Below are 18,702 nucleotides of genomic sequence, written 5' to 3'. Positions count from 1 at the left end.
AGTGCGTCATGATCCGTGAGTTCTCTGCCGGCAATTACCGCTTCATTCCGTCGGTGTTTCAATATTCAGCGGGCGCCGCCGCGGATGATGGCTACGAGATCGAGCGTGTCCGCTTCGATCGCCTGGTCCCGCTTGCGGAAGGGTTTGCGCTGGCGGCAAAGTTCATCCAGGAGGCAGGCCGTCCGCTGACGGCGTTCTGCGCCTGCGAGCTGCGCTCGCCGGCGGCCTTCAGCGAGGAAGGCTTTCGCGCGTTCAACCTGCATTATGTGAAGACACTCGCTGAATGGGGCATCTTCGACGGCACCACCAATCCGGTGGCGCGCAGTAATGTCTGTCCAGAGATCGATCCGCCGTCCGAACCCTCGTTCTATGCGTTCTCCTTCACGCGACCGACCCGCTCCAAGGCGCCGTCATTCGTGATCGCCGGCGGCGCCGAGGCGCGCGAAGGCGGCGGGACCTATGTCGAGCGTACCGTGCGCTATCGTGATCTCAGCCCGGAGGGGCTGCGGGACAAGGTGCGCTTCACCACCGCGCAGATGGAGACCCGGATGGCGGCCTTCGGCTTCGGCTGGAAGGACACGACCGGCGTGCAGGCCTATTCCGTCCACGACTTCCACCATGCCCTCGTCGACGAGCTGGTTCGCCACGGCGCGCTGCGCTCCGGCCTGACCTGGCATTTCGCCCGCCCGCCGGTGGTCGATCTCGAATACGAGATGGATTGCCGCCGCGTGATGCGGGAAGCGGTGATCTGAGTTCCTCATCCAGACGAGCGGCCATCAGGCCGCGTCTCGAAGGATGGCCGCGAGCGACGGCCTTCATGGTTCGAGACGCGCGCGAAGGGGCGCGCTTCTCACCATGAGGAACTTCTACCGCTGCCTCGGGTCGAGCGCGTCGCGCAGGCCGTCGCCGAGCAGGTTCAGCGACAGCACCACGAGGAAGATCGCAAGTCCCGGCCAGATCGCCATCCACGGCGCCTGTGTCAGGAAGCGTTGCGCGGCGTTGAGCATGCTGCCCCAGGACGGCGCCGGCGGCTGCTGGCCGAGACCGAGGAAGGACAGCGCGGCTTCGGCGATGATGGCGGCGGCGATCGAGAGCGTCGCCTGCACCAATAGCGCGGGCAGGATGTTCGGCAGGATATGCGAGAGCGCGATCCGCCACGGCGGATTGCCGAGCGCGCGCGCAGCCTCGACGTAGTCCTCGGCCTTGACGACGAGCACCTGGCCGCGGGTCAGGCGGACGAAGATCGGCGTCGCCGAAATGCCGATCGCAATCATGGCATTGCCGAGGCTCGGTCCGAGGAACGCCGCGAGCGCGATCGCCAGGATCAGGAACGGGCAGGCCAGCATCGCGTCCGTGATCCGGCTGATCAGCGCATCGATGAAACCGCCGCGATAACCGGCGAGGAGACCGAGCGGCACGCCGATGCCGAGCGCAATCGCAACAGAGATGAGGCCCGCGAGCAGCGAGGCGCGCGCACCGTGGATGACCCGGCTGAGAATGTCGCGGCCGAGCTCGTCGGTGCCGAACCAGTGCGCCGCATTGGGCGGCTTGCGCACCAGGCTCCAGCTCGTCGCGATGGGATCATAGGGCACGACGAGTGGGGCAAGCACGGCGAGCGCGATGAACATCGTGAGCACGACCAGCCCGAACACCGCCGCCTTGCGCTTGAACAGCCGCCGACGTGCACGGCGGGCCGGGCTATCCAGCTCGTCAGCTTGCGTGAGAGGGCCGGGCAGCGCGGCATCGGTCATGGATCTAGCCCCGCAGCCGCGGATTGACGAGGATATAGGCGATGTCGGCAACGAGGTTCAGCGTGATGTAGATCGTTGCCGTCACCAGCACCACGCCCTGCACCACGGCATAATCGCGGTTGAAGACGGCATCCACGATCAGCTTGCCGAAGCCGGGAATGGAGAAGATCTGCTCGGTCAGAACGGCGCCGGACAGCAGCGTGCCGAGCTCGAGCGCGCCGAGCGTGATGACGGGCGTCAGCGCATTGCGCATGGCGTGCTTGAGGATTACGGAGCGCTCCAGGAGTCCCTTGGCGCGCGCGGTGCGGACGTAGTCGCTCTCCAGCACCTGGAGCATGGCGCTGCGCGTATGCCGCATCAGGACCGCGGCAATCGCATTTCCGAGCACGAAAGCCGGCATGATGGTGGCAGCTAAGCTCGCGCGCCAGTTCTCGGTGAGCGGCACGTAGCCGGACGCCGGCAGCCAGCCGAGCTCGATCGAGAACAGGAAGATCAGCATGATCCCGAGCCAGAAATTCGGCGTCGAGATGCCCCACAGCGCAAACAGGTTCGCGCCATAGTCCCAGGCCGAACCTTTCTTCACGGCGGCGACGATGCCGGCGGGAATGCCGATCAGGAAGGCGATCACGATCGCTATCGAGCCGAGCTGCAATGTCACCGGCAGCTTCTGCGCGATCAGCTCACGCACCGGCATCTTGTTGCGCAGCGACTCCCCGAAATCGCCCGAGAGCACGCCCTTGATCCAGTACGCGTATTGCACCGGGATGGGCTGATCGAGCCGGTACTGGCGGCGGATCTGCTCGATCACGGCCGGATCGCGCTCTTCGCCCGCCATCACCAGCGCAGGGTCGCCCGGCAGCAATTGCTGCAGCGAGAAGATCAGCACCGAGACGAAGAACAGCGTCGGCACGATCTGCACGAGTCGGCGGGCGAGAAAGTTCAACATCCTCGCAGCGTCACTTCAGCTTGAGTCCGACCACGCGCACAAGGCCGTCGGGCATCTGCTTGTAGCCTTCGAGCCTGGTCGTGTGCGCGATGATGATGCGGCGGTGGTAGATGTAAAGGAGCGGCTCCTCCTCCTGGACCAGTTTGGCGAGCGTCTCATAGCTCGCCTTGCGCTTGGTGGGATCGGTGACCAGCCGCGCGTCTTCCAGTGCCTTGTCGGCTTGCGGATTGTTCCACGCGCCGTAGTTCTGCGGCGCGCCACTATGCAGGAACACGAAAGTGTTGCCATCGGGGTCGACGCGGCCGCTCCAGGCGAGCATGTAGGCCTGATAGTCGCCGGCCTCGGCCTGCTTCAGCCCGGTTGCGAATTCGGTGAGGCGTATCTTCATGTCGAAGCCGGCTTCGGCCGCCATCGACTGGATCACCTGCGCAGGCGTCTCGGTCTCGGCGCCCTTGGGCACCAGGAAGTCGACGCTGACCGGCGGCGTCACGCCGGCTTCCTTCAACAGCGCCTTGGCCTTCTCGACGTTGCGGGGACGGACCGGAAGCGATTTCTGATAGTAGGGATGATCGGGGTTGACCCATTGATTGCCGACCTGAAACTCGCCGTTGAACACGACCTGGTTGATCGCCTCGCGATCGATGGCGAGGTCGAGCGCCTGCCGTACCTTGGCGGATTGGCTGAGCGGGCCCTTGGCCTTGTCCTTGCCGATGTTGAGCGTGATGCCCTGATAGCCGAGCTCGATCGCGGTCGCGACCTTCAGACGCGAGTCGGCGCGCACCTCCTTCAGATCAGTGGCGAGCACGCGCTCGATCAGGTCGAGGCCGCCGGATTTCAGGTTCGCGAGCCGCACGGTGGCATCGACGATCGGCTGGAACACGATCTTGTCGATGAAGACATTGTCCTTGTTCCAATAATCGGCGAACTTCTCGAACACGATGCGGTCCTGCTGCACCCGCTCGACGAATTTGTAGGGGCCGGCGCAGACCGGGCGCAGGCCGAACTTGTCGCCGGCTTCCTTCGCCGCTTTCGGCGACATCATCATCCCGGCGCGGTCGGTGAGCTGGGCGAGCAGCGGCGAGAATGGCGACTTCAGCACCAGCTTGACGGTGAGGGGATCGACGACCTCGATGTGATCGACCGAGGCGAGCTCGGGCTTGCGGAACGAGCCGGGGAACGTCAGATGGCGCTCCAGTGAGAATTTTGCGGCCTCGGCATCGAACGGCTCGCCGTCGTGGAATTTCACGCCGGGGCGCAGCTTGATGACGAGGGCCTTGCCGTCGTCGACGGTCTCGCTCGACAGCGCGAGCTGCGGCACGATGTTGAGCTTCTCGTCGATGTCGAACAGTTTGTCGCAGAAGGCGGAGAACACGATGCGGCCGACATAGGTGCGCGCCATCGTGGGGTCGAGGATATCAGGGTCTTCGGCGAGGCCGATGCGCAAGCTGGTCTGGGCCTGCGCGGCTCCGATCGACAACAGGACAGCGGCGGCAATTGCGGCCAGGCGAAACATCTTCATCGGCAATCCCCATTGTTTCGGCTATTTCGTTGCGGGCGCGGCGTCTTGTATACCAACCCCGGCGGGGCTCCCGCCTTCCGTCTTTTGGCTGAAGGCCGCCACCAATTTTGCAAGCGCCGGCGAAAACCCGCCGGCCGCCGGCAGAATGGCATCGGCAGACGGCAGCTCCGCGGTGCGGTGACAGGCGGTGGCGTGGCCCGTGCCGTCGGCCAGGAGCGCCGGTGCCTCGTTGCGGCAGCGCTCGATCACGAACGGGCAGCGGGTGTGGAAGCGGCAGCCGGTGGGTGGATTGAGCGCGCTCGGGATTTCGCCCTCCAGCAGGACCGTCGTTCGCTTTGCCTTCGGTTGGGGTAACGGGATCGCGGACAGCAGCGCCCGGCTATAGGGATGACGTGGCGAGGCGAACAACGCGTCGGCCTCCGCCGTCTCGACGATCTGGCCGAGATTCATCACCGCCACGTGGTCGGCGATGTGCTTGACCACGGCGAGGTCGTGCGAGACGAAGATGTAGGCGAGGCCAAGCCGGTCCTGGAGCTCGCGCAGCAGGTTGAGGATCTGCGCGCGGATCGAGACATCGAGCGCCGAGACCGGCTCGTCGCAGATGATCAGCTTCGGCTCGACCGCGAGCGCGCGGGCGATGGCGATGCGCTGGCGCTGGCCGCCGGAGAATTCGTGCGGATAGCGCCGCGCCAGGCGCGGCTCCAGCCCGACCAGCCGCAGCAGGTCGGCGACGCGCGCGCGCCGCTGCGCGGGCGGCATGAGATCGTGCAGGGCCAGCGGCTCGGTCAGGATCTGGCCGACGGTCATGCGCGGATTGAGCGAAGCGTAGGGGTCCTGGAAGATGATCTGCGCGTCGCGGCGGAAGGCGCGTAAGCCGCCGGCGTCGAGTGCGAGCAGGTCGCGCCCGTCGAACCGCACCGTGCCTGCGTCCGGCTCGATCAGCCGCAGCACCAGACGGCTGACGGTGGATTTGCCGCAACCGGATTCGCCGACGAGCGCCAACGTCTTTCCAGCGTCAAGTGAGAAGGAAACGCCATCGACCGCCTTGACGTGCGCCAGCGGCCGGCCGAACAGCGAACGCTCGGTGACGAAATGCTTGACCAGACCCCTGACTTCGAGCAACGCCATCACGACACCAAACGTTCGAGCGGCGCGCGGATGCAGCGCGAGAGGTGGCCGGGGCCGACTTCGATCAATGGCGGCGGTGCATGGGTGCAGGCCTCCAGCACGAAGGGGCAGCGCGCGGCGAAGCGGCAGCCGGCCGGTGGCTGCGCCATGTTCGGGACCATGCCTTCGATCGTCGCAAGCTGTTCGGCGCGATGGTCGAGCCGCGGGATCGAGCCGAGCAGGCCGACGGTGTAGGGATGCTGAGGCGCCGAGAACAAGTCGTCGACCGGGGCGCGCTCGACGATCTCGCCGGCATACATCACCGCGACCTCGTCGCACACTTCTGCAACGACGCCGAGATCGTGGGTGATCAGGATGATGGCGGCGCCGCTCGCGGCTTTCAGCTCGCGCATCAATTCCAGGATCTGCGCCTGCAAGGTGACGTCGAGTGCGGTGGTCGGCTCATCGGCGATCAAGAGGTGCGGATCGCAGGCCAGCGCCATCGCGATCATCACGCGCTGGCGCATCCCGCCGGAGAGCTTGTGCGGATAGTCGTCGATCCGACGCTCGGGCGAGGGGATATGGACGCGGCGCAGCAGCTCGATCGCCCGCTCGCGCGCGCTGCGACGCGAGCCGCCGCGATGGCGCAAGATGGTCTCGATGATCTGGTCGCCGATGGTGAAGCTCGGGTTGAGCGAGGTCATCGGCTCCTGGAAGATCATCGCGAGCCGGTTGCCGCGTAGGTCGCGCAGGGTCTGGTCCGGCGTCTGCAGGAGATCGAGGCCGTCGAACCGGATCGCGCCGGATATCTCCGCGCTTTGCTTCGGCAAAAGGCCCATGATGGCCAGTGACGTCACGCTCTTGCCGCAGCCGGATTCGCCGACGAGGCCGAGCGTCGCGCCGTTGGCGACGCTGAGATCGACGCTGTCGACCGCATGGGTGATGCGGCCGTCGTCGCCGTGGAAGCGGATGCGCAGGTCCCTGATCTCGATGAGGGGGCTCGCGCTCATGATCGTCTTGCGCGCGCGGCGTTGATGCTGGCGTCGATGACGCTGCGGTCGGTGTTGCCGGCCGGATTCTGCCGCGTCGGCATCGACGCGCGAAAGTGCACCCAGAGCTCATGGCTGACGCTTTCGAGCCGTTCGAGCTCGCCGAGCGGATCGGGATGATCGTCGGCGCGAATGTCCAGCGCCGGCCATTCCTCCTCGCCATGGATCAAGAGCGCAGCCGACTGCTTGCCGCGCTTGTCGCCGCCGGCGGCTTCCCCTGCGCGCATCGCCGCGAGCAGGCGGCGCGGGAAGGGCAGGCTGTCGTTGGCGATATAGGTCTTTGCCGTCTCGGCGAGCACGTCGGCGCCCGCGAGCATATTGCCGGCGACCGAGTAGCCACTGCCTGCGATATGCCCGCACCAGTCGACGCAGTCGCGCCCGGTATGTGCGGCGATCGCGCCGCTCGCATCCATGATGTGGACCTGCCGGCTCTCGCGGCCGTCGTCCACCGCGAGCAGCGCGGCGAGCACGCCATGCGCGTTGAGGCGCTCGCGTAAGAGCTTCACCCCGTCGATGCCGTAATAGGGATTGACGAATGCCTGTGTCGCGATGGCGCCGAGACCGGCGGCAATATACGGCACGTGTGCGCCGACGGCGAAGAACCGGGTCGCAACCGCGATGCCGAACTGGCCGGTGGCAGGATCTTTCGCGATGATCGACCAGGTCATATGCTGCCTATCAGCGTCCCGCGGCGTAACCTTGCATGCCGCGCGGATTGGCGGCGGCGCGCCGGCGCGGACCGACACGGGAGGCCGCGGTGAGGCGGCCTTCGGACCAGTCGGGACCGACCTCGACGATATGCCCGCGCTCGCGCAGATTCTCGATCGTCGCCTTCGGCACGCGGTTCTCGACCACGAGCACGCCGGGACGCGCGGTGCGCGGCCAGAACGAGATCGGGAAATGCTCGGAGTGCCAGGCTGGCGCGTCGATGGCTTCCTGCAGATTGAGATTGCAATGGACGTGGCGCAGGAAGAATTGCGTGATCCACTGATCCTGCTGGTCGCCGCCGGGCGAGCCCCAGGCGAGGTAGGGCTCGCCATCGCGCAGCGCCATGGTGGGCGACAGCGTGGTGCGTGGCCGCTTGCCCGGGGCGAGCGAACTGGGTTGGTTCTCCTCCAAATCGAACATTTGTGCGCGGCTGCCGAGGCAGAAACCCAATTCGGGAATGACAGGCGAGGATTGCAGCCAGCCTCCCGACGGCGTCGAGGACACCATGTTGCCAGCCTTGTCGATGATGTCGAAATGCACGGTGTCGCCGCGTACTTCGCCGAAGCGCCCCACAGTCGGTTCACCGGCGCCTAAAGCGCCGACGGCCTCGCGTTGGCCTTCAGCGCGGCGCAGCTTGACCACGCCGCCAAGGCCCTCGATCGCGCCGGGCCGGAGATCGAGCGAAGCCTTGTCGGTGACGAGCTTGCGGCGCTCGTCGTTATAGGCGTCCGACAGCAACGTTGTGATCGGGATCTCGCTGAATTTTGGGTCGCCGTAGAATTTTTCGCGGTCGGCGAAAGCGAGCTTGGCGCACTCGATCTGCAGATGGATGAACTCGGGTCCGGCCGGATCGAGGCCGTCGAGCGCAAAGCCCTTCAGCAGCGCGAGCTGTTGCAGCGTCACCGGGCCCTGGCTCCAGACACCGGCCTTGCAGACGGTGTAGCGGCCATAGTCGTAGGTAAGGGGCGCCTCTACCGTCGGCTGCCAGCGCGCCATGTCGTCGGCCGAGAGCACGCCGCGATGCGGCGAGCCGCTGACGTCCATCACTTCCTGGGTCCGGCAGAACTTGTCGATGGCCTCGGCGACAAAGCCTTGCGACCAGGCTTTGCGCGCGCGCTCGATCTCGGCGTCGCGGTCACCGCCGCCGCTCTCGGCCTCGCTGAGAATCCGGGTGTAGGTCGCAGCCAGCGTCTTGTTGGTGAACAGCGTACCCGGCTTCGGCACCTCTCCGTTCGGCAGGTAGACGGCGGCGGAGGTTGGCCAATGCTTGCGGAACAACCGCTCGACGGTCTGGATCGTGGCGCAGGCGCGCTCGACCAGCGGGTAGCCGTCGCGGGCGTAGGAGATCGCCGGCTCCAGCACGTCGCGTACGCGCTTCGTACCGTAGTCGCGCAGCAGCATCATCCAGGATTCGAAGGTGCCGGGGACGCAGGCGGCGAGCAGGCCGGTGCCCGGCACCATGTCGAGGCCCTCGCTCTTGTAATGCGCGATGGTGGCGCGCGCCGGGGCCGGGCCCTGGCCGCAGATCACCTCAGTGCGGCCGCGCTTGACGTCGTGCACGATGACCGGCACGTCGCCGCCTGGGCCGTTCAGGTGCGGCTCGACCACCTGGAGCGTGAAGGCGGTGGCGACGCCGGCGTCGAAGGCGTTGCCGCCCTTCTCGAGGATGGCCATGCCGACAGCGGTCGCGATCCAGTGTGTGGTGGCGACGACCCCGAACGTGCCCTCGATCTCGGGGCGCGTCGTGAAGGGATCGGGATTGATCTTGCTGGCCATGGGCTACCTCATTTGCGGCGCGCGCAATTGATCACAGCGGCAGGCCGCCGCCAAATGCGCAGGCTGCATGGCACGCGCGCGTCACGCCGGGACCGGCGCGGTGTTAACTGCGTGGCAGGCGACGCCGTTGATCAGTTCCGGGGTCTCCTTGCGGCAGAGATCGAACGCCAGCGGACAGCGCGGGTTGAAGGCGCAGCCAGAGGGCGGGTTGATCGGGTTCGGGATCTCGCCCTTCACGGGGATACGCTGGCGACCGCTCATGGCAAGATCAGGCACGGCGCCCAGCAGCATCTTGGTGTAGGGCATGCGCGGATTGGCGAACAGCTCGCGCCCCTCCGCGATCTCGACGATGCGGCCGAGATACATCACGCCGACGCGGCTCGCCATGTGGCGGACCACGGCAAGGTTGTGGCTGATGAACATGTAAGTCAGGCCGAACTTGTCCTGGAGGTCGCGCATCAGGTTGAGAATCTGCGCCTGCACCGAGACGTCGAGCGCCGAGGTCGGCTCGTCGCAAACGATGAACTCGGCATCCGATGCGAGCGCCCGTGCAATCGCGATGCGCTGGCGTTGGCCCCCGGAGAATTCGTGCGGAAATTTCAGCCGGTCGTCGGGATGCAGGCCGACCAGGGTGAGCAACTCGCCGACGCGGGCCTGGATGTCGCGCTCGCCCTGGATCAGGTCGAAAGCGCGGATCGGCTCGGAGATGATGGCATCGACGCGGAAGCGCGGGTTCAGGCTCGCATAGGGATCCTGGAAGATCATCTGGATGCGGCGGCGAAGCTTTCGCCGCGCCGGCGCCTGCCGCGGATCGGTCATCGAGATGCCGTCGATCAGGACGTCGCCGGCGCTCGGCGGCAGCAGTCCAACGACCATCCGAGCGACCGTGGTCTTGCCGGAGCCGGACTCGCCGACCAGCGCAAACGTCTCACCCTTCCTGATGTCGAAGGTGACGTGATCGACCGCCTTGAGATATTCGAGGTGCCCGCCCTCGAGCACGCGGTTGAGCCAAGGCTTTGAGACGTCGAATACCCGGCGCAAATTCGTGGCCTGAACGAAGGGGGCGCTCATGCCGCGCTCTCCGCCGGTACGCTGTCGTAGAGATGGCAGGCGACTGATTGTGCGCCGCGCGGCAGTGGCTCCGGCCGCTCGACCCGGCAGCGGTCGAAGGCGAAGGCACAGCGCGGATTGAACGAACAGCCGCGGGGGATCGCCGACAGGCGCGGCATCGAACCGGGAATCTGCTGCAGGCGTTTGTCGTCGCCGGCAAGCGTCGGGATCGCGCCCATCAGACCCTTGGCGTAAGGGTGCAGTGGATTTCTGACGACATCCTGAACCGGTCCGATCTCGGCGACCCGGCCGGCATACATCACCGCGACGCGGTCCGAGGTCTCCGCGATCACGCCCATGTCGTGCGTCACCAGCATCACGGCAGTGCCGTGGTCGCGGCCGAGCCGCTTGATCAGCGAGATGATCTGCGCCTGCACGGAGACGTCGAGCGCGGTAGTCGGCTCGTCGGCGATGATCAGCTCGGGTTCGGCGCAGATCGCGAGCGCAATCACGACGCGTTGGCGCATGCCGCCGGAGAATTCATGCGGATAGCCGTCGATGCGCTTTTCCGGCGCCGGAATGCCGACCTCGGCCAGCAGGTCGATGGCGCGGCGGCGGGCGGCCGTCTCGGACAGGTTCAGATGGGTCCTGATCGTCTCGATGATCTGGTCGCCGACCCGGTAGAGCGGATTGAGCGAGGTGAGGGGGTCCTGGAAGATCATGCCGATCCGCTTGCCACGGATGCGGCGCATCTCCTCCGGCGGCAGATTGTCGATGCGGCTGCCGGCGAGATGAATCTCGCCGCCGGCGATGCGGCCGGGGGGATCGATCAGGCCGATCACGGCGAGGCCGGTGACGGATTTGCCGGCGCCGGATTCGCCGACCACGCCCAGCACTTCGCCCTTGGCGATGTCGAAGGAGACCCCGTCGATAGCGCGCAGCGTGCCGCGGCGGGAAGCGAATTCCACCTGAAGGTTGCGCACGGAGAGAATGGTTTCGGTCATGAGCGAGGCGTACTCATCGAGGTGTTGCTCATCGGAGTTTCGGGTTGAGCGCGTCGCGCAACCAGTCGCCGAGCAGGTTGATCGACAGGATCAACCCAGCCAGCGCGAGGCCCGGGAAGGCGACGATCCACCATTCGCCGGCGAACAGATAGTTGTTGCCGATGCGGATCAGCGTGCCGAGTGAGGGCATCGTGTCGGGCAGGCCGACGCCGAGGAAGGATAGCGTCGCCTCGGTGATGATGGCCAGCGCCAGGTTGATGGTGGCGATGACCAGGATCGGACCCATCGTGTTCGGCAGCACGTGCCGCAGCATGATCTTCGGCGCGGGCAGGCCGATCAACTGCGCGGCGGCCACGTAATCCTTGTTCTTCTCGACCATCACGGAGCCGCGCACCGTTCGGGCATACCCTACCCAGAAACTCAGGCCGATCGAGATCACCAGCACCACCAGCATGCTGGTGGCATCCAGCCGGTTGCCAAAGATCGATTTCGCGATGCCGTTGACCAGAAGCGCGATCAGAATGGCGGGGAAGGTGAGCTGCACGTCGGCGATCCGCATGATCACGCCATCGACCGCGCCGCCGAAATAGCCGGCGATCAGGCCGAGCGCGATGCCGAGCGCGCCGGCGAAGATCACGCCGGCAACGCCCACCGCGAGCGAGATGCGCATCCCGTAGAGGATGGCGGAGAACACGTCGCGGCCCTGCTCGTCGGTGCCGAGCAGGAAGGGGCTCTGACCGTCGGCGGTCCACAGCGGCGAGATGCGCGAATTCATCAACTGGAGCTGCGCCGGATCGAACGGGTTCTGCACCGCGAGGGCGGAGGCAAAGATCGCGAGCAGGAAGAACAGCACGGTAATGGCCGCCGCCACCATGGTCAGCTTGGAACGGCGGAACGAATAGAAGATGTCGCTGTCGAGCGCGCGGCTCAGCCAGCTGCGGCCGGCATGAGCGGGCGGCGCGCTCTGCTGGTCGGGATTGGAGGCGACTGCGTCGGACATGCAGGGCTGCCTTATATGGCGCGGCCGACGGTCGCGCGCAGGCGCGGGTCGACCACGGTGTAAAGAATGTCGACCACCAGATTGATGGTGACGAAGATCAGCGAAACCATCAGCAGATAGGCGGCCATGATCGGGATGTCGACGTTTTGCACGGCCTGCACGAATAGAAGTCCCATGCCCGGCCATTGGAACACGGTCTCGGTGATGATCGAAAAAGCAATAACCGAGCCAAACTGAAGTCCGGCCACCGTGATCACGGGAATCAGCGTGTTCTTCAGCGCGTGGCCGAAATGGATGGCGCGGGTGGTCAGCCCCCGGGCGCGGGCGAAGCGGATATAGTCGGTTCGCAGCACTTCCAGCATCTCCGCGCGCACCAACCGCATGATCAAGGTCATCTGGAACAGGCCGAGGGTGATCGAGGGCATGATCAATGCCTTCAATCCCGACAGCGTGAGCAGGCCCGTGCTCCACCAACCGAGCTTGACCACCTCGCCGCGGCCGAACGAGGGCAACCAGCCCAATGTCACAGCGAACAGATAGATCAGGAGAATGCCGATCAGGAAAGTCGGCAACGAGATGCCTATAAGCGAAACCGCCTGGAATAATTTGGTCAGCATGGTGTCGCGCCGGAGCGCCGAATAGACGCCCATCAGGATGCCGAACACCATTGCAAACACGGTGGCGCAGATCGCGAGTTCCAGCGTGGCGGGCATACGCTCCATCAACAGCGTCGAGACCGGCTGGCGGAACTGATAGGAGACGCCGAACTTGAACTGCGCGGCATCGGCGAAATAGCGCGCGAACTGCACCGGCACGGGGTCGTCGAGGCCGAGCGATTTGCGCACGATTTCGCGTTCGGCCGCCGACGTGTCGATCGAGACGATCTGGTTGACGGGGTCGCCGGCGAAACGGAACATCGAGAAGGCGATGATGCCGACGGCGAACATGACGCCGATGGCCTGAACGGCGCGGCGAAGAGTGAAAGCGAGCATGCCTTCCACTATCCTTGGGTGTGCGTGCGGCCGACGACTTTGTCAGCCGGAAAAGGAAAGGTCCCGGACGCCTGGCGCGCCGGGACCTCGTGTTCAACTGATGCTATTCCTTCTTGGTCGCCCAGTGGAACATCACCAGGTTGTCGGCGCGCTGCGGCAGGTTGACCTTTTTCGATACGCCCCAGGCCAGTGCCTGCTGATGCAGCGGGATGTAGGCCCAGTCCTTGATGCTGATTTCGTAGGCCTGCTTGATCAGCTGGTTGCGCTTGGCGGTGTCGGTTTCGACCAGCACCTTGTCGGTGATCGCGTCGAACTCCTTGTTGCAATAGCCGCCGAGATTGGCCTCGCCGCGCGAGGATTTCGCATCGTCGCGGCAGCCCATGATGTCGTAGAGCACGTTGTGAGAGTCCATCGTGCTCGGCGTCCAGCCCAGCAGATAGAACGAGGTCTGGTAGCCGCCCTGTTTGAGCACCTTGGCGAAGTATTGCGCCTTCGGCTGCGCCAAGAGATTGATCTTGACGCCGATGCGGGCAAGCATGCCGACGACGGCCTGGCAGATTGCGGCGTCGTTGACGTAGCGATCGTTCGGGCAGTCCATCGTGACCTCGAAGCCATCAGGGTAGCCGGCTTCAGTCAGGAGCTTCTTGGCGCCGTCAGGGTCGAATTTCGGTCGTGTGAACTCCTTGGACAGCGCGAACAGTTCCGGCGCGATCATCAGGGCCGACGGCGTCGATAGCCCGCGCATCACGCGCGTCTTGATTAACTCGATGTCGATCGCCTTGTAGAAGGCTTCGCGGACACGGGCGTCCTTGAACGGGTTCTTGCCCTTGATGTTGGAGTAGAGCAGTTCGTCGCGGGTCTGGTCGAAGCCGATGAAGATGGTGCGCAGCTCCGGCCCCTTCAGCACCTGGGCGTTCGGGCTGGAATCGACGCGGGAGATGTCCTGGATCGGCACCGGCTCGATGACGTCGACTTCGCCCGAAAGCAGTGCGGCGACGCGCGTGGCATCGGAGGAGATCGGGGTGAAGATGATCTCCTTCAAATTACCTTCCATCTTGCCCCAGTAATTGGGATTCGCCTTGAACACCGTCTTCACGCCGGGCTGATGGCTTTCGATGATGAAGGGACCGGTGCCGTTCTCGTGCAGCGAGGCGTAGCTCGGCGTGGTCGCCGCCACCGGCGTCGGATCGACGACGTTGTTCTCCTCGGCCCATTTCTTGTCCATGATGTACCAGACATCCCACGAATTATGCAGGATGGGATTGGGCGAGGGCAGGACGAAATCGACGGTGTAGTCGTCGACCTTGACGACCTTGACGTCGGGCGCAAGGCGGGTCTGCATATTGGACCCCTTCTTGCGGACGCGATCGGCGGAGAACACGACGTCGTCGGCGGTGAAGGGGTCGCCGTTGTGGAATTTCACGCCCTTGCGCAAATGAAAGCGCCAGCGGGTCGGCTCGGGGGTTTCCCAGCTCTCCGCCAGCGCCGGAATGATCTTGAGCTCTTTGTCGCGCGCGGTGAGGCCTTGATAGACGTGACCGAGATGGGCGTGGGTCGTGCTCTCGTTGAGCGTATAGGGGTCAAGGGACTTCAGGTCACCCTGGTTGGCATAACGTAGTGTCTGGCTCGACGCCGGCGTGACCGCCAACGCAAGCGTACCGGCGAGCGTCGCCGCAAACAGACTTCGACATACTGACATTCTTGACCCTCTCCACACCGCCGCGCCGGTGGTTTTTGATTGTTCGGCCGGCCGATTAGTCCATGTTGCCCAGAGTTCTCGACCGGTGCAAGCGCCATTCCAGCAAGGAACGCGCCAAGTTGCGCCGCTGTGCAGCAATGCTGACCAGCGAATTGGGGGGGGGAAGGCCTGGTGGGAGATATTCGACTTTCGACCTGTGAATTTCCCCGGATCAGGGCGGTGACGCCTTCGCTGCGGGGCGTCGCCAAGGGGTTGATTGACCATACCCCTCGATTGCGGAAACCGGCACCTTGCCGTCCGCCTCAGGTCGCTTGCGTTGCACACCGTGTCGCGGCGATACTCCGCCGGGCCGCTCGAATCTCATCTGGAGGGGACATGAAAGTAAACATCGAAATCGACTGCACCCCTCTCGAGGCCCGCCAGTTCTTCGGCCTGCCTGACGTGGGGCCGATGCAGACGGCGGTGATGGACAAGTTGCAGCAGCAGGTGCTCAGCAACATCGAGAAGGTTTCGCCGGAATCGCTGATCCAGAGCTGGTTCACGTTCGATCCGAAGATCGCCGAGCGATTTCAGGATATGTTCGTCACGATGGCCGGCCTCGGCGGCACGCGCAGCAGCGACAAGAAAAAATAGTGTCGCCCGGACAGGAGGGGAAGCTGGAGCGAGGCCGGCTTCGTCCGCCGGGTCTCGGCATGTTGCTCGCCGAAGCCCGTGGCCTGTTCGAGCTCAATGCGAGCCTCTTGCTGTCGCCGGTCCTGATGCGGGCGCCGAGGGGCGACGGCCATCCGGTGCTGGCGCTGCCAGGCTTTCTCGCCAGCGACCTCTCGATGGCGCCGATGCGCCGCTATCTCAGCGAGCTCGGCTACGAGGCACAGGCCTGGCGAATGGGCCGCAACCTCGGCGGGCTGGAGCGCATGCGGGAAGCCCTGCGCGCCCGTCTTGCCGAGATTCATGCCGTGAGCGGGCGCAAGGTCAGCCTGGTCGGGTGGAGTCTCGGCGGCGTCTATGCCCGCGATCTCGCGCTTTGGGCACCCGACATGGTCCGCTACGTCATCACGCTCGGCAGCCCCTTTGCCAACGACGTGCGGGCGACCAACGCCACGCGGCTCTACGAGGCGCTGTCCGGTGAGCGGGTCGAGGATTTTGCGGAAGCGCGCGAGGCAATCGCCGGCGATCTGCCGGTGCCGACCACCTCGATCTATTCGCGTGCCGATGGTGTGGTCAATTGGCGGACCTGTCTGCTCCGTCCCTCCGACCGTGCCGAGAACATCGAGGTGTACCTCGCAAGCCATATCGGGCTCGGGGTGAACCCCGCAGCGCTGTGGGCGGTCGCGGACCGGCTGGCGCAACCGGAAGGGGAATTCTCGCCATTCGACCGGGCGGGGCCGTTTGCCATTGCATATGCCCCGCCGGAACAGGCAGTATCGGCCTGACGAGAAGCGCCGGGCAAGGCGCCCGTCAAATCTTGCGGGAGGGAACTATGGCTGACGGTAAGAAGCTGTCGTCGCTGGACGCGTCGTTTCTCTATCTGGAAACGCCGGAAATGCCGATGCACGTCGGCAGCATGGCGATCTTTCGCCTGCCCGACGACTACAAGGGCGACTTCTTCGAAGACTTCAAGGCGATGATCGTCTCGCGCCTGCATATCGCGCCGATCCTGAAAGCGCGGCTGGAGAAGGCGCCGCTCGACATCGATCATCCCTCCTGGGTCGAGGACGACCAGTTCGACATCGATCGTCACATCTTCCGCGCCAGCCTGCCGCAGCCGCGCGACCGCGCCACGCTCGAGCGCATCGTCGGCTGGATGCATGCCAAGCTCCTGAACCGCGCCCGGCCGCTGTGGGAGTTCTACGTGTTCGAGGGCATGAAGGACAACGAGGTCGGGCTCTATTCCAAGATGCACCATGCCGCGATCGACGGCGGCGCCGGGGCGGCGCTGACCAACATGATCTACGATATCTCGCCGATCCCGCGGAAGGTCGATCCGCCGGCGGCAGGATCCAAGCCGGGCCAGGAGCCGCGCGACATCGCCGCGAACCTCTTGGATTCCTATCAGCAGCTGTTCAGCCAGCCACTCGATGCCTCGGCGGCGGCGAAGAACCTGCAATTGCCGCGCACCGGCAAGAGCGACATCGGCTCGATCCTGTTCGACAATGCGATGTACCAGATCGAGAGCGCCGTGCGCTTCGCCGGTAACATCCCGACCGTGCTCAAGAGCGTGTCCGACGTGCTCGGCAAGGTCGCCGATCCCAAATCGCGCGAGAGCCTCGCCAGCATGGTGTCGCCGCCGACCATGCTCAACAAGACCATTTCCTCCGAGCGCAGCTTCGCCGGCGTGTCGATCCCGCTGTCGCGGGCGAAGGCGCTCGCCAAGCAGGCCGGCGGCAAGCTCAATGACGTCGTGCTGGCGCTCGCCTCGGGTGTGGTCCGCCGCTATCTCCTGCAATACGGCACGCTACCGGCGAAATCGCTGACGGCTGCGGTGCCGATCTCGCTGCGCGAGGAGGGCAACACCGAGGCCAACAACCAGGTGTTCGGCATGATCTGCGCGATCGCGACCAATGTCGCCGATCCCAAGGCGCGGCTCGAGGCCATCATCGCGCAGTCGACCAAATCCAAGGAGATGTCGCACCCCTTGCGCGCTTTGATGCCGCAGGTCTCCAACATCTCGATGCTGGGCGCGCCCATCATGGTGCAGATCCTGGCCTTGCTCTACAGCCGCTCGAACCTCTCGGACGTGCTGCCGCCGGCCGCCAACATCACCGTGTCCAACGTGCCGGGACCGCGGCAGACGCTCTACGCCGCCGGCGCCGAGCTGCTGCACATCTTCCCGGTGTCGATCTCGACGCACGGGCAGGCGCTCAACATCACTGTGCAGAGCTATCGCGACCAGCTCGATTTCGGCTTCATCGTCGGCGCCAACATCATTCCGCATGTGCAGGTGATGTGCGACATGCTGCCGGAGGAGTTTGCCGCACTGGAAGCTGCCTACGTGCCTCCGGCGGCGGACATCAAGGGCGCCGCCGAGTAGGAATGTTGCCATGATCGAAATGCCGCCGCTCAAGTTCGCGACGACGAACGGAATCCGCATGGGCTATTACGAGGCTGGCCCGGCCGACGACAAGCCGCCGGTGGTGCTGTGCCACGGCTGGCCCGAGCTCGCCTTTTCCTGGCGCCATCAGATCAAGGCGCTGAGCGAGGCCGGGATCCGGGTGATCGCCCCGGACCAGCGCGGCTATGGCGCGACCGACCGGCCTGAGCCGATCGAGGATTACGACATGGAGCATCTGACCGGCGATCTCGTCGGTCTGCTCGATCATCTTGGGATCGGCAAGGCGATCTTCGTCGGTCACGACTGGGGCGGCTTCGTCGTCTGGCAGATGCCCTTGCGGCACCCTTCGCGCGTCGCCGGTGTGGTTGGCGTCAACACGCCGCATTGGGATCGCGCGCCGATCGATCCCATTGCGCTGTTCCGCCAGCGCTTCGGCGACCAGATGTACATCGTCCAATTCCAGGATCCCGCGCGCGAGCCGGACAAGATCTTCGGCAGCCGGGTCGAGCAGACCTTTGACGCCTTCATGCGTAAGCCGGCCGCGCGCCCTCCGGGTGCGCCCGAGGAACAGCCGATTGCCGGCATTGGTGCTTCGCCCCGCATCAACCTGGCGTTCCCGCAGATGATCGCGAATTACGACGCCAGACATGATCCGCGCACGCCGATTCTGTCGGCCGACGAGAAGAAGATGTTCGTCGACACCTTCACGAAGACCGGCTTCACCGGCGGCATCAACTGGTACCGCAACTTCACCCGCAATTGGGAGCGGTCGAAGGGCCTGGACCACCACATCCATGTGCCGTCGCTGATGATCATGGCAGAGAACGACGCGGTGCTGCCTCCCTCGGCCGCCGACGGCATGGAGAAGCTGATCGGCGATCTCGAGAAGTATCTGGTGAAGGATAGCGGCCATTGGACGCAGCAGGAGAAGCCGGAAGAGGTCAGCGCCAAGCTGATCGAATGGCGTAGAAGGCGGTTTGGGTGATCGTCATTGAGCTCGTCATTGCGAGGAGCCCGCGACACATTGCGAAGCAATTTGCGCTGGCGAC

Annotated in this window: 17 protein-coding genes; 5 read left to right on the top strand and 12 right to left on the bottom strand. The window is 65.1% G+C overall.

The window, feature by feature from the left end; all coding sequences use genetic code 11:
- Positions 1-8: 8 nt before the first annotated feature.
- Positions 9-752 (top strand): 2-amino-5-chloromuconate deaminase CnbZ, encoded by a 744-nt coding sequence (gene cnbZ, locus XH84_RS05000; RefSeq protein WP_128916955.1) that lies wholly within the window; start codon positions 9-11, stop codon positions 750-752.
- Positions 753-866: 114 nt separating this feature from the next.
- Here cnbZ and XH84_RS04995 read toward each other — a convergent pair whose 3' ends face one another.
- The 12 genes from XH84_RS04995 to XH84_RS04940 form a co-directional block, all read right to left on the bottom strand.
- Positions 867-1,751, bottom strand: coding sequence for an ABC transporter permease (locus XH84_RS04995; protein ID WP_128916956.1), 885 nt, complete (start codon positions 1,749-1,751; stop codon positions 867-869).
- Positions 1,752-1,755: 4 nt separating this feature from the next.
- Positions 1,756-2,697, bottom strand: coding sequence for an ABC transporter permease (locus XH84_RS04990; protein ID WP_128916957.1), 942 nt, complete (start codon positions 2,695-2,697; stop codon positions 1,756-1,758).
- Positions 2,698-2,707: 10 nt separating this feature from the next.
- Positions 2,708-4,216: an ABC transporter substrate-binding protein gene (locus tag XH84_RS04985; protein WP_128916958.1), complete on the bottom strand. Its 1,509-nt coding sequence runs from the start codon at positions 4,214-4,216 to the stop codon at positions 2,708-2,710.
- A 21-nt stretch (positions 4,217-4,237) separates the two neighbouring features.
- On the bottom strand, positions 4,238-5,344 hold the full coding sequence (locus tag XH84_RS04980) for an ABC transporter ATP-binding protein (RefSeq protein ID WP_164935917.1): 1,107 nt from the start codon (positions 5,342-5,344) through the stop codon (positions 4,238-4,240).
- Entirely contained in the window at positions 5,344-6,333 is a 990-nt protein-coding gene (locus tag XH84_RS04975; RefSeq protein WP_128916960.1) for an ABC transporter ATP-binding protein, read from the bottom strand. Before XH84_RS04975 ends, XH84_RS04980 begins: the two co-directional genes overlap by 1 nt.
- Positions 6,330-7,040: a DUF1028 domain-containing protein gene (locus XH84_RS04970; RefSeq protein WP_128916961.1), complete on the bottom strand. Its 711-nt coding sequence runs from the start codon at positions 7,038-7,040 to the stop codon at positions 6,330-6,332. Before XH84_RS04970 ends, XH84_RS04975 begins: the two co-directional genes overlap by 4 nt.
- A gap of 10 nt (positions 7,041-7,050) precedes the next feature.
- Complete coding sequence (locus XH84_RS04965) at positions 7,051-8,856, bottom strand: gamma-glutamyltransferase family protein (RefSeq protein ID WP_128916962.1); 1,806 nt, start codon at positions 8,854-8,856, stop codon at positions 7,051-7,053.
- Between the two features lie 81 nt (positions 8,857-8,937).
- The gene (locus XH84_RS04960) at positions 8,938-9,927 is read right to left on the bottom strand and encodes an ABC transporter ATP-binding protein (RefSeq protein ID WP_128916963.1); all 990 of its coding nucleotides are present in this window, start codon (positions 9,925-9,927) and stop codon (positions 8,938-8,940) included.
- Positions 9,924-10,910, bottom strand: a complete 987-nt coding sequence (locus XH84_RS04955) for an ABC transporter ATP-binding protein (protein ID WP_128916964.1) — start codon at positions 10,908-10,910, stop codon at positions 9,924-9,926. The genes XH84_RS04960 and XH84_RS04955 overlap by 4 nt, the downstream gene beginning before the upstream one ends.
- A gap of 28 nt (positions 10,911-10,938) precedes the next feature.
- The gene (locus tag XH84_RS04950) at positions 10,939-11,910 is read right to left on the bottom strand and encodes an ABC transporter permease (protein ID WP_128916965.1); all 972 of its coding nucleotides are present in this window, start codon (positions 11,908-11,910) and stop codon (positions 10,939-10,941) included.
- Positions 11,911-11,921: 11 nt separating this feature from the next.
- Entirely contained in the window at positions 11,922-12,902 is a 981-nt protein-coding gene (locus XH84_RS04945; RefSeq protein WP_128916966.1) for an ABC transporter permease, read from the bottom strand.
- 103 nt (positions 12,903-13,005) lie between these two features.
- The gene (locus XH84_RS04940) at positions 13,006-14,601 is read right to left on the bottom strand and encodes an ABC transporter substrate-binding protein (protein WP_128916967.1); all 1,596 of its coding nucleotides are present in this window, start codon (positions 14,599-14,601) and stop codon (positions 13,006-13,008) included.
- Between the two features lie 375 nt (positions 14,602-14,976).
- On the opposite strand from XH84_RS04940, the gene XH84_RS04935 reads away from it, so the two are divergent.
- Genes XH84_RS04935 through XH84_RS04920 form a run of 4 tightly spaced genes read left to right on the top strand, consistent with a single transcriptional unit; the run spans position 14,977 to position 18,638 of the window.
- On the top strand, positions 14,977-15,234 hold the full coding sequence (locus tag XH84_RS04935) for a DUF6489 family protein (RefSeq protein ID WP_028135213.1): 258 nt from the start codon (positions 14,977-14,979) through the stop codon (positions 15,232-15,234).
- Between the two features lie 59 nt (positions 15,235-15,293).
- Complete coding sequence (locus XH84_RS04930) at positions 15,294-16,034, top strand: esterase/lipase family protein (protein ID WP_164935949.1); 741 nt, start codon at positions 15,294-15,296, stop codon at positions 16,032-16,034.
- 47 nt (positions 16,035-16,081) lie between these two features.
- Positions 16,082-17,632, top strand: coding sequence for a wax ester/triacylglycerol synthase family O-acyltransferase (locus XH84_RS04925; protein ID WP_128916969.1), 1,551 nt, complete (start codon positions 16,082-16,084; stop codon positions 17,630-17,632).
- Between the two features lie 10 nt (positions 17,633-17,642).
- A complete protein-coding gene (locus tag XH84_RS04920; protein WP_128916970.1) occupies positions 17,643-18,638 on the top strand; it encodes an alpha/beta fold hydrolase in 996 nt (331 codons plus the stop codon).
- Positions 18,639-18,702 lie beyond the last annotated feature (64 nt).

The organism is Bradyrhizobium nanningense, from assembly GCF_004114535.1.
Taxonomy (GTDB): Bacteria; Pseudomonadota; Alphaproteobacteria; order Rhizobiales; family Xanthobacteraceae; genus Bradyrhizobium; species Bradyrhizobium nanningense.
Note: the sequence above shows the minus strand (reverse complement) of the source record. Positions and strands in the feature narration are given on the sequence as shown.

What these genes read in the sequence shown, in the direction of transcription:
- cnbZ (WP_128916955.1), top strand. Translation starts at nt 9, where the DNA reads ATGATCCGTGAGTTCTCTGCCGGCAATTACCGCTTCATTCCGTCGGTG.
- XH84_RS04995 (WP_128916956.1), bottom strand. Translation starts at nt 1,751, where the DNA reads ATGACCGATGCCGCGCTGCCCGGCCCTCTCACGCAAGCTGACGAGCTG.
- XH84_RS04990 (WP_128916957.1), bottom strand. Translation starts at nt 2,697, where the DNA reads ATGTTGAACTTTCTCGCCCGCCGACTCGTGCAGATCGTGCCGACGCTG.
- XH84_RS04985 (WP_128916958.1), bottom strand. Translation starts at nt 4,216, where the DNA reads ATGAAGATGTTTCGCCTGGCCGCAATTGCCGCCGCTGTCCTGTTGTCG.
- XH84_RS04980 (WP_164935917.1), bottom strand. Translation starts at nt 5,344, where the DNA reads ATGGCGTTGCTCGAAGTCAGGGGTCTGGTCAAGCATTTCGTCACCGAG.
- XH84_RS04975 (WP_128916960.1), bottom strand. Translation starts at nt 6,333, where the DNA reads ATGAGCGCGAGCCCCCTCATCGAGATCAGGGACCTGCGCATCCGCTTC.
- XH84_RS04970 (WP_128916961.1), bottom strand. Translation starts at nt 7,040, where the DNA reads ATGACCTGGTCGATCATCGCGAAAGATCCTGCCACCGGCCAGTTCGGC.
- XH84_RS04965 (WP_128916962.1), bottom strand. Translation starts at nt 8,856, where the DNA reads ATGGCCAGCAAGATCAATCCCGATCCCTTCACGACGCGCCCCGAGATC.
- XH84_RS04960 (WP_128916963.1), bottom strand. Translation starts at nt 9,927, where the DNA reads ATGAGCGCCCCCTTCGTTCAGGCCACGAATTTGCGCCGGGTATTCGAC.
- XH84_RS04955 (WP_128916964.1), bottom strand. Translation starts at nt 10,910, where the DNA reads ATGACCGAAACCATTCTCTCCGTGCGCAACCTTCAGGTGGAATTCGCT.
- XH84_RS04950 (WP_128916965.1), bottom strand. Translation starts at nt 11,910, where the DNA reads ATGTCCGACGCAGTCGCCTCCAATCCCGACCAGCAGAGCGCGCCGCCC.
- XH84_RS04945 (WP_128916966.1), bottom strand. Translation starts at nt 12,902, where the DNA reads ATGCTCGCTTTCACTCTTCGCCGCGCCGTTCAGGCCATCGGCGTCATG.
- XH84_RS04940 (WP_128916967.1), bottom strand. Translation starts at nt 14,601, where the DNA reads ATGTCAGTATGTCGAAGTCTGTTTGCGGCGACGCTCGCCGGTACGCTT.
- XH84_RS04935 (WP_028135213.1), top strand. Translation starts at nt 14,977, where the DNA reads ATGAAAGTAAACATCGAAATCGACTGCACCCCTCTCGAGGCCCGCCAG.
- XH84_RS04930 (WP_164935949.1), top strand. Translation starts at nt 15,294, where the DNA reads ATGTTGCTCGCCGAAGCCCGTGGCCTGTTCGAGCTCAATGCGAGCCTC.
- XH84_RS04925 (WP_128916969.1), top strand. Translation starts at nt 16,082, where the DNA reads ATGGCTGACGGTAAGAAGCTGTCGTCGCTGGACGCGTCGTTTCTCTAT.
- XH84_RS04920 (WP_128916970.1), top strand. Translation starts at nt 17,643, where the DNA reads ATGATCGAAATGCCGCCGCTCAAGTTCGCGACGACGAACGGAATCCGC.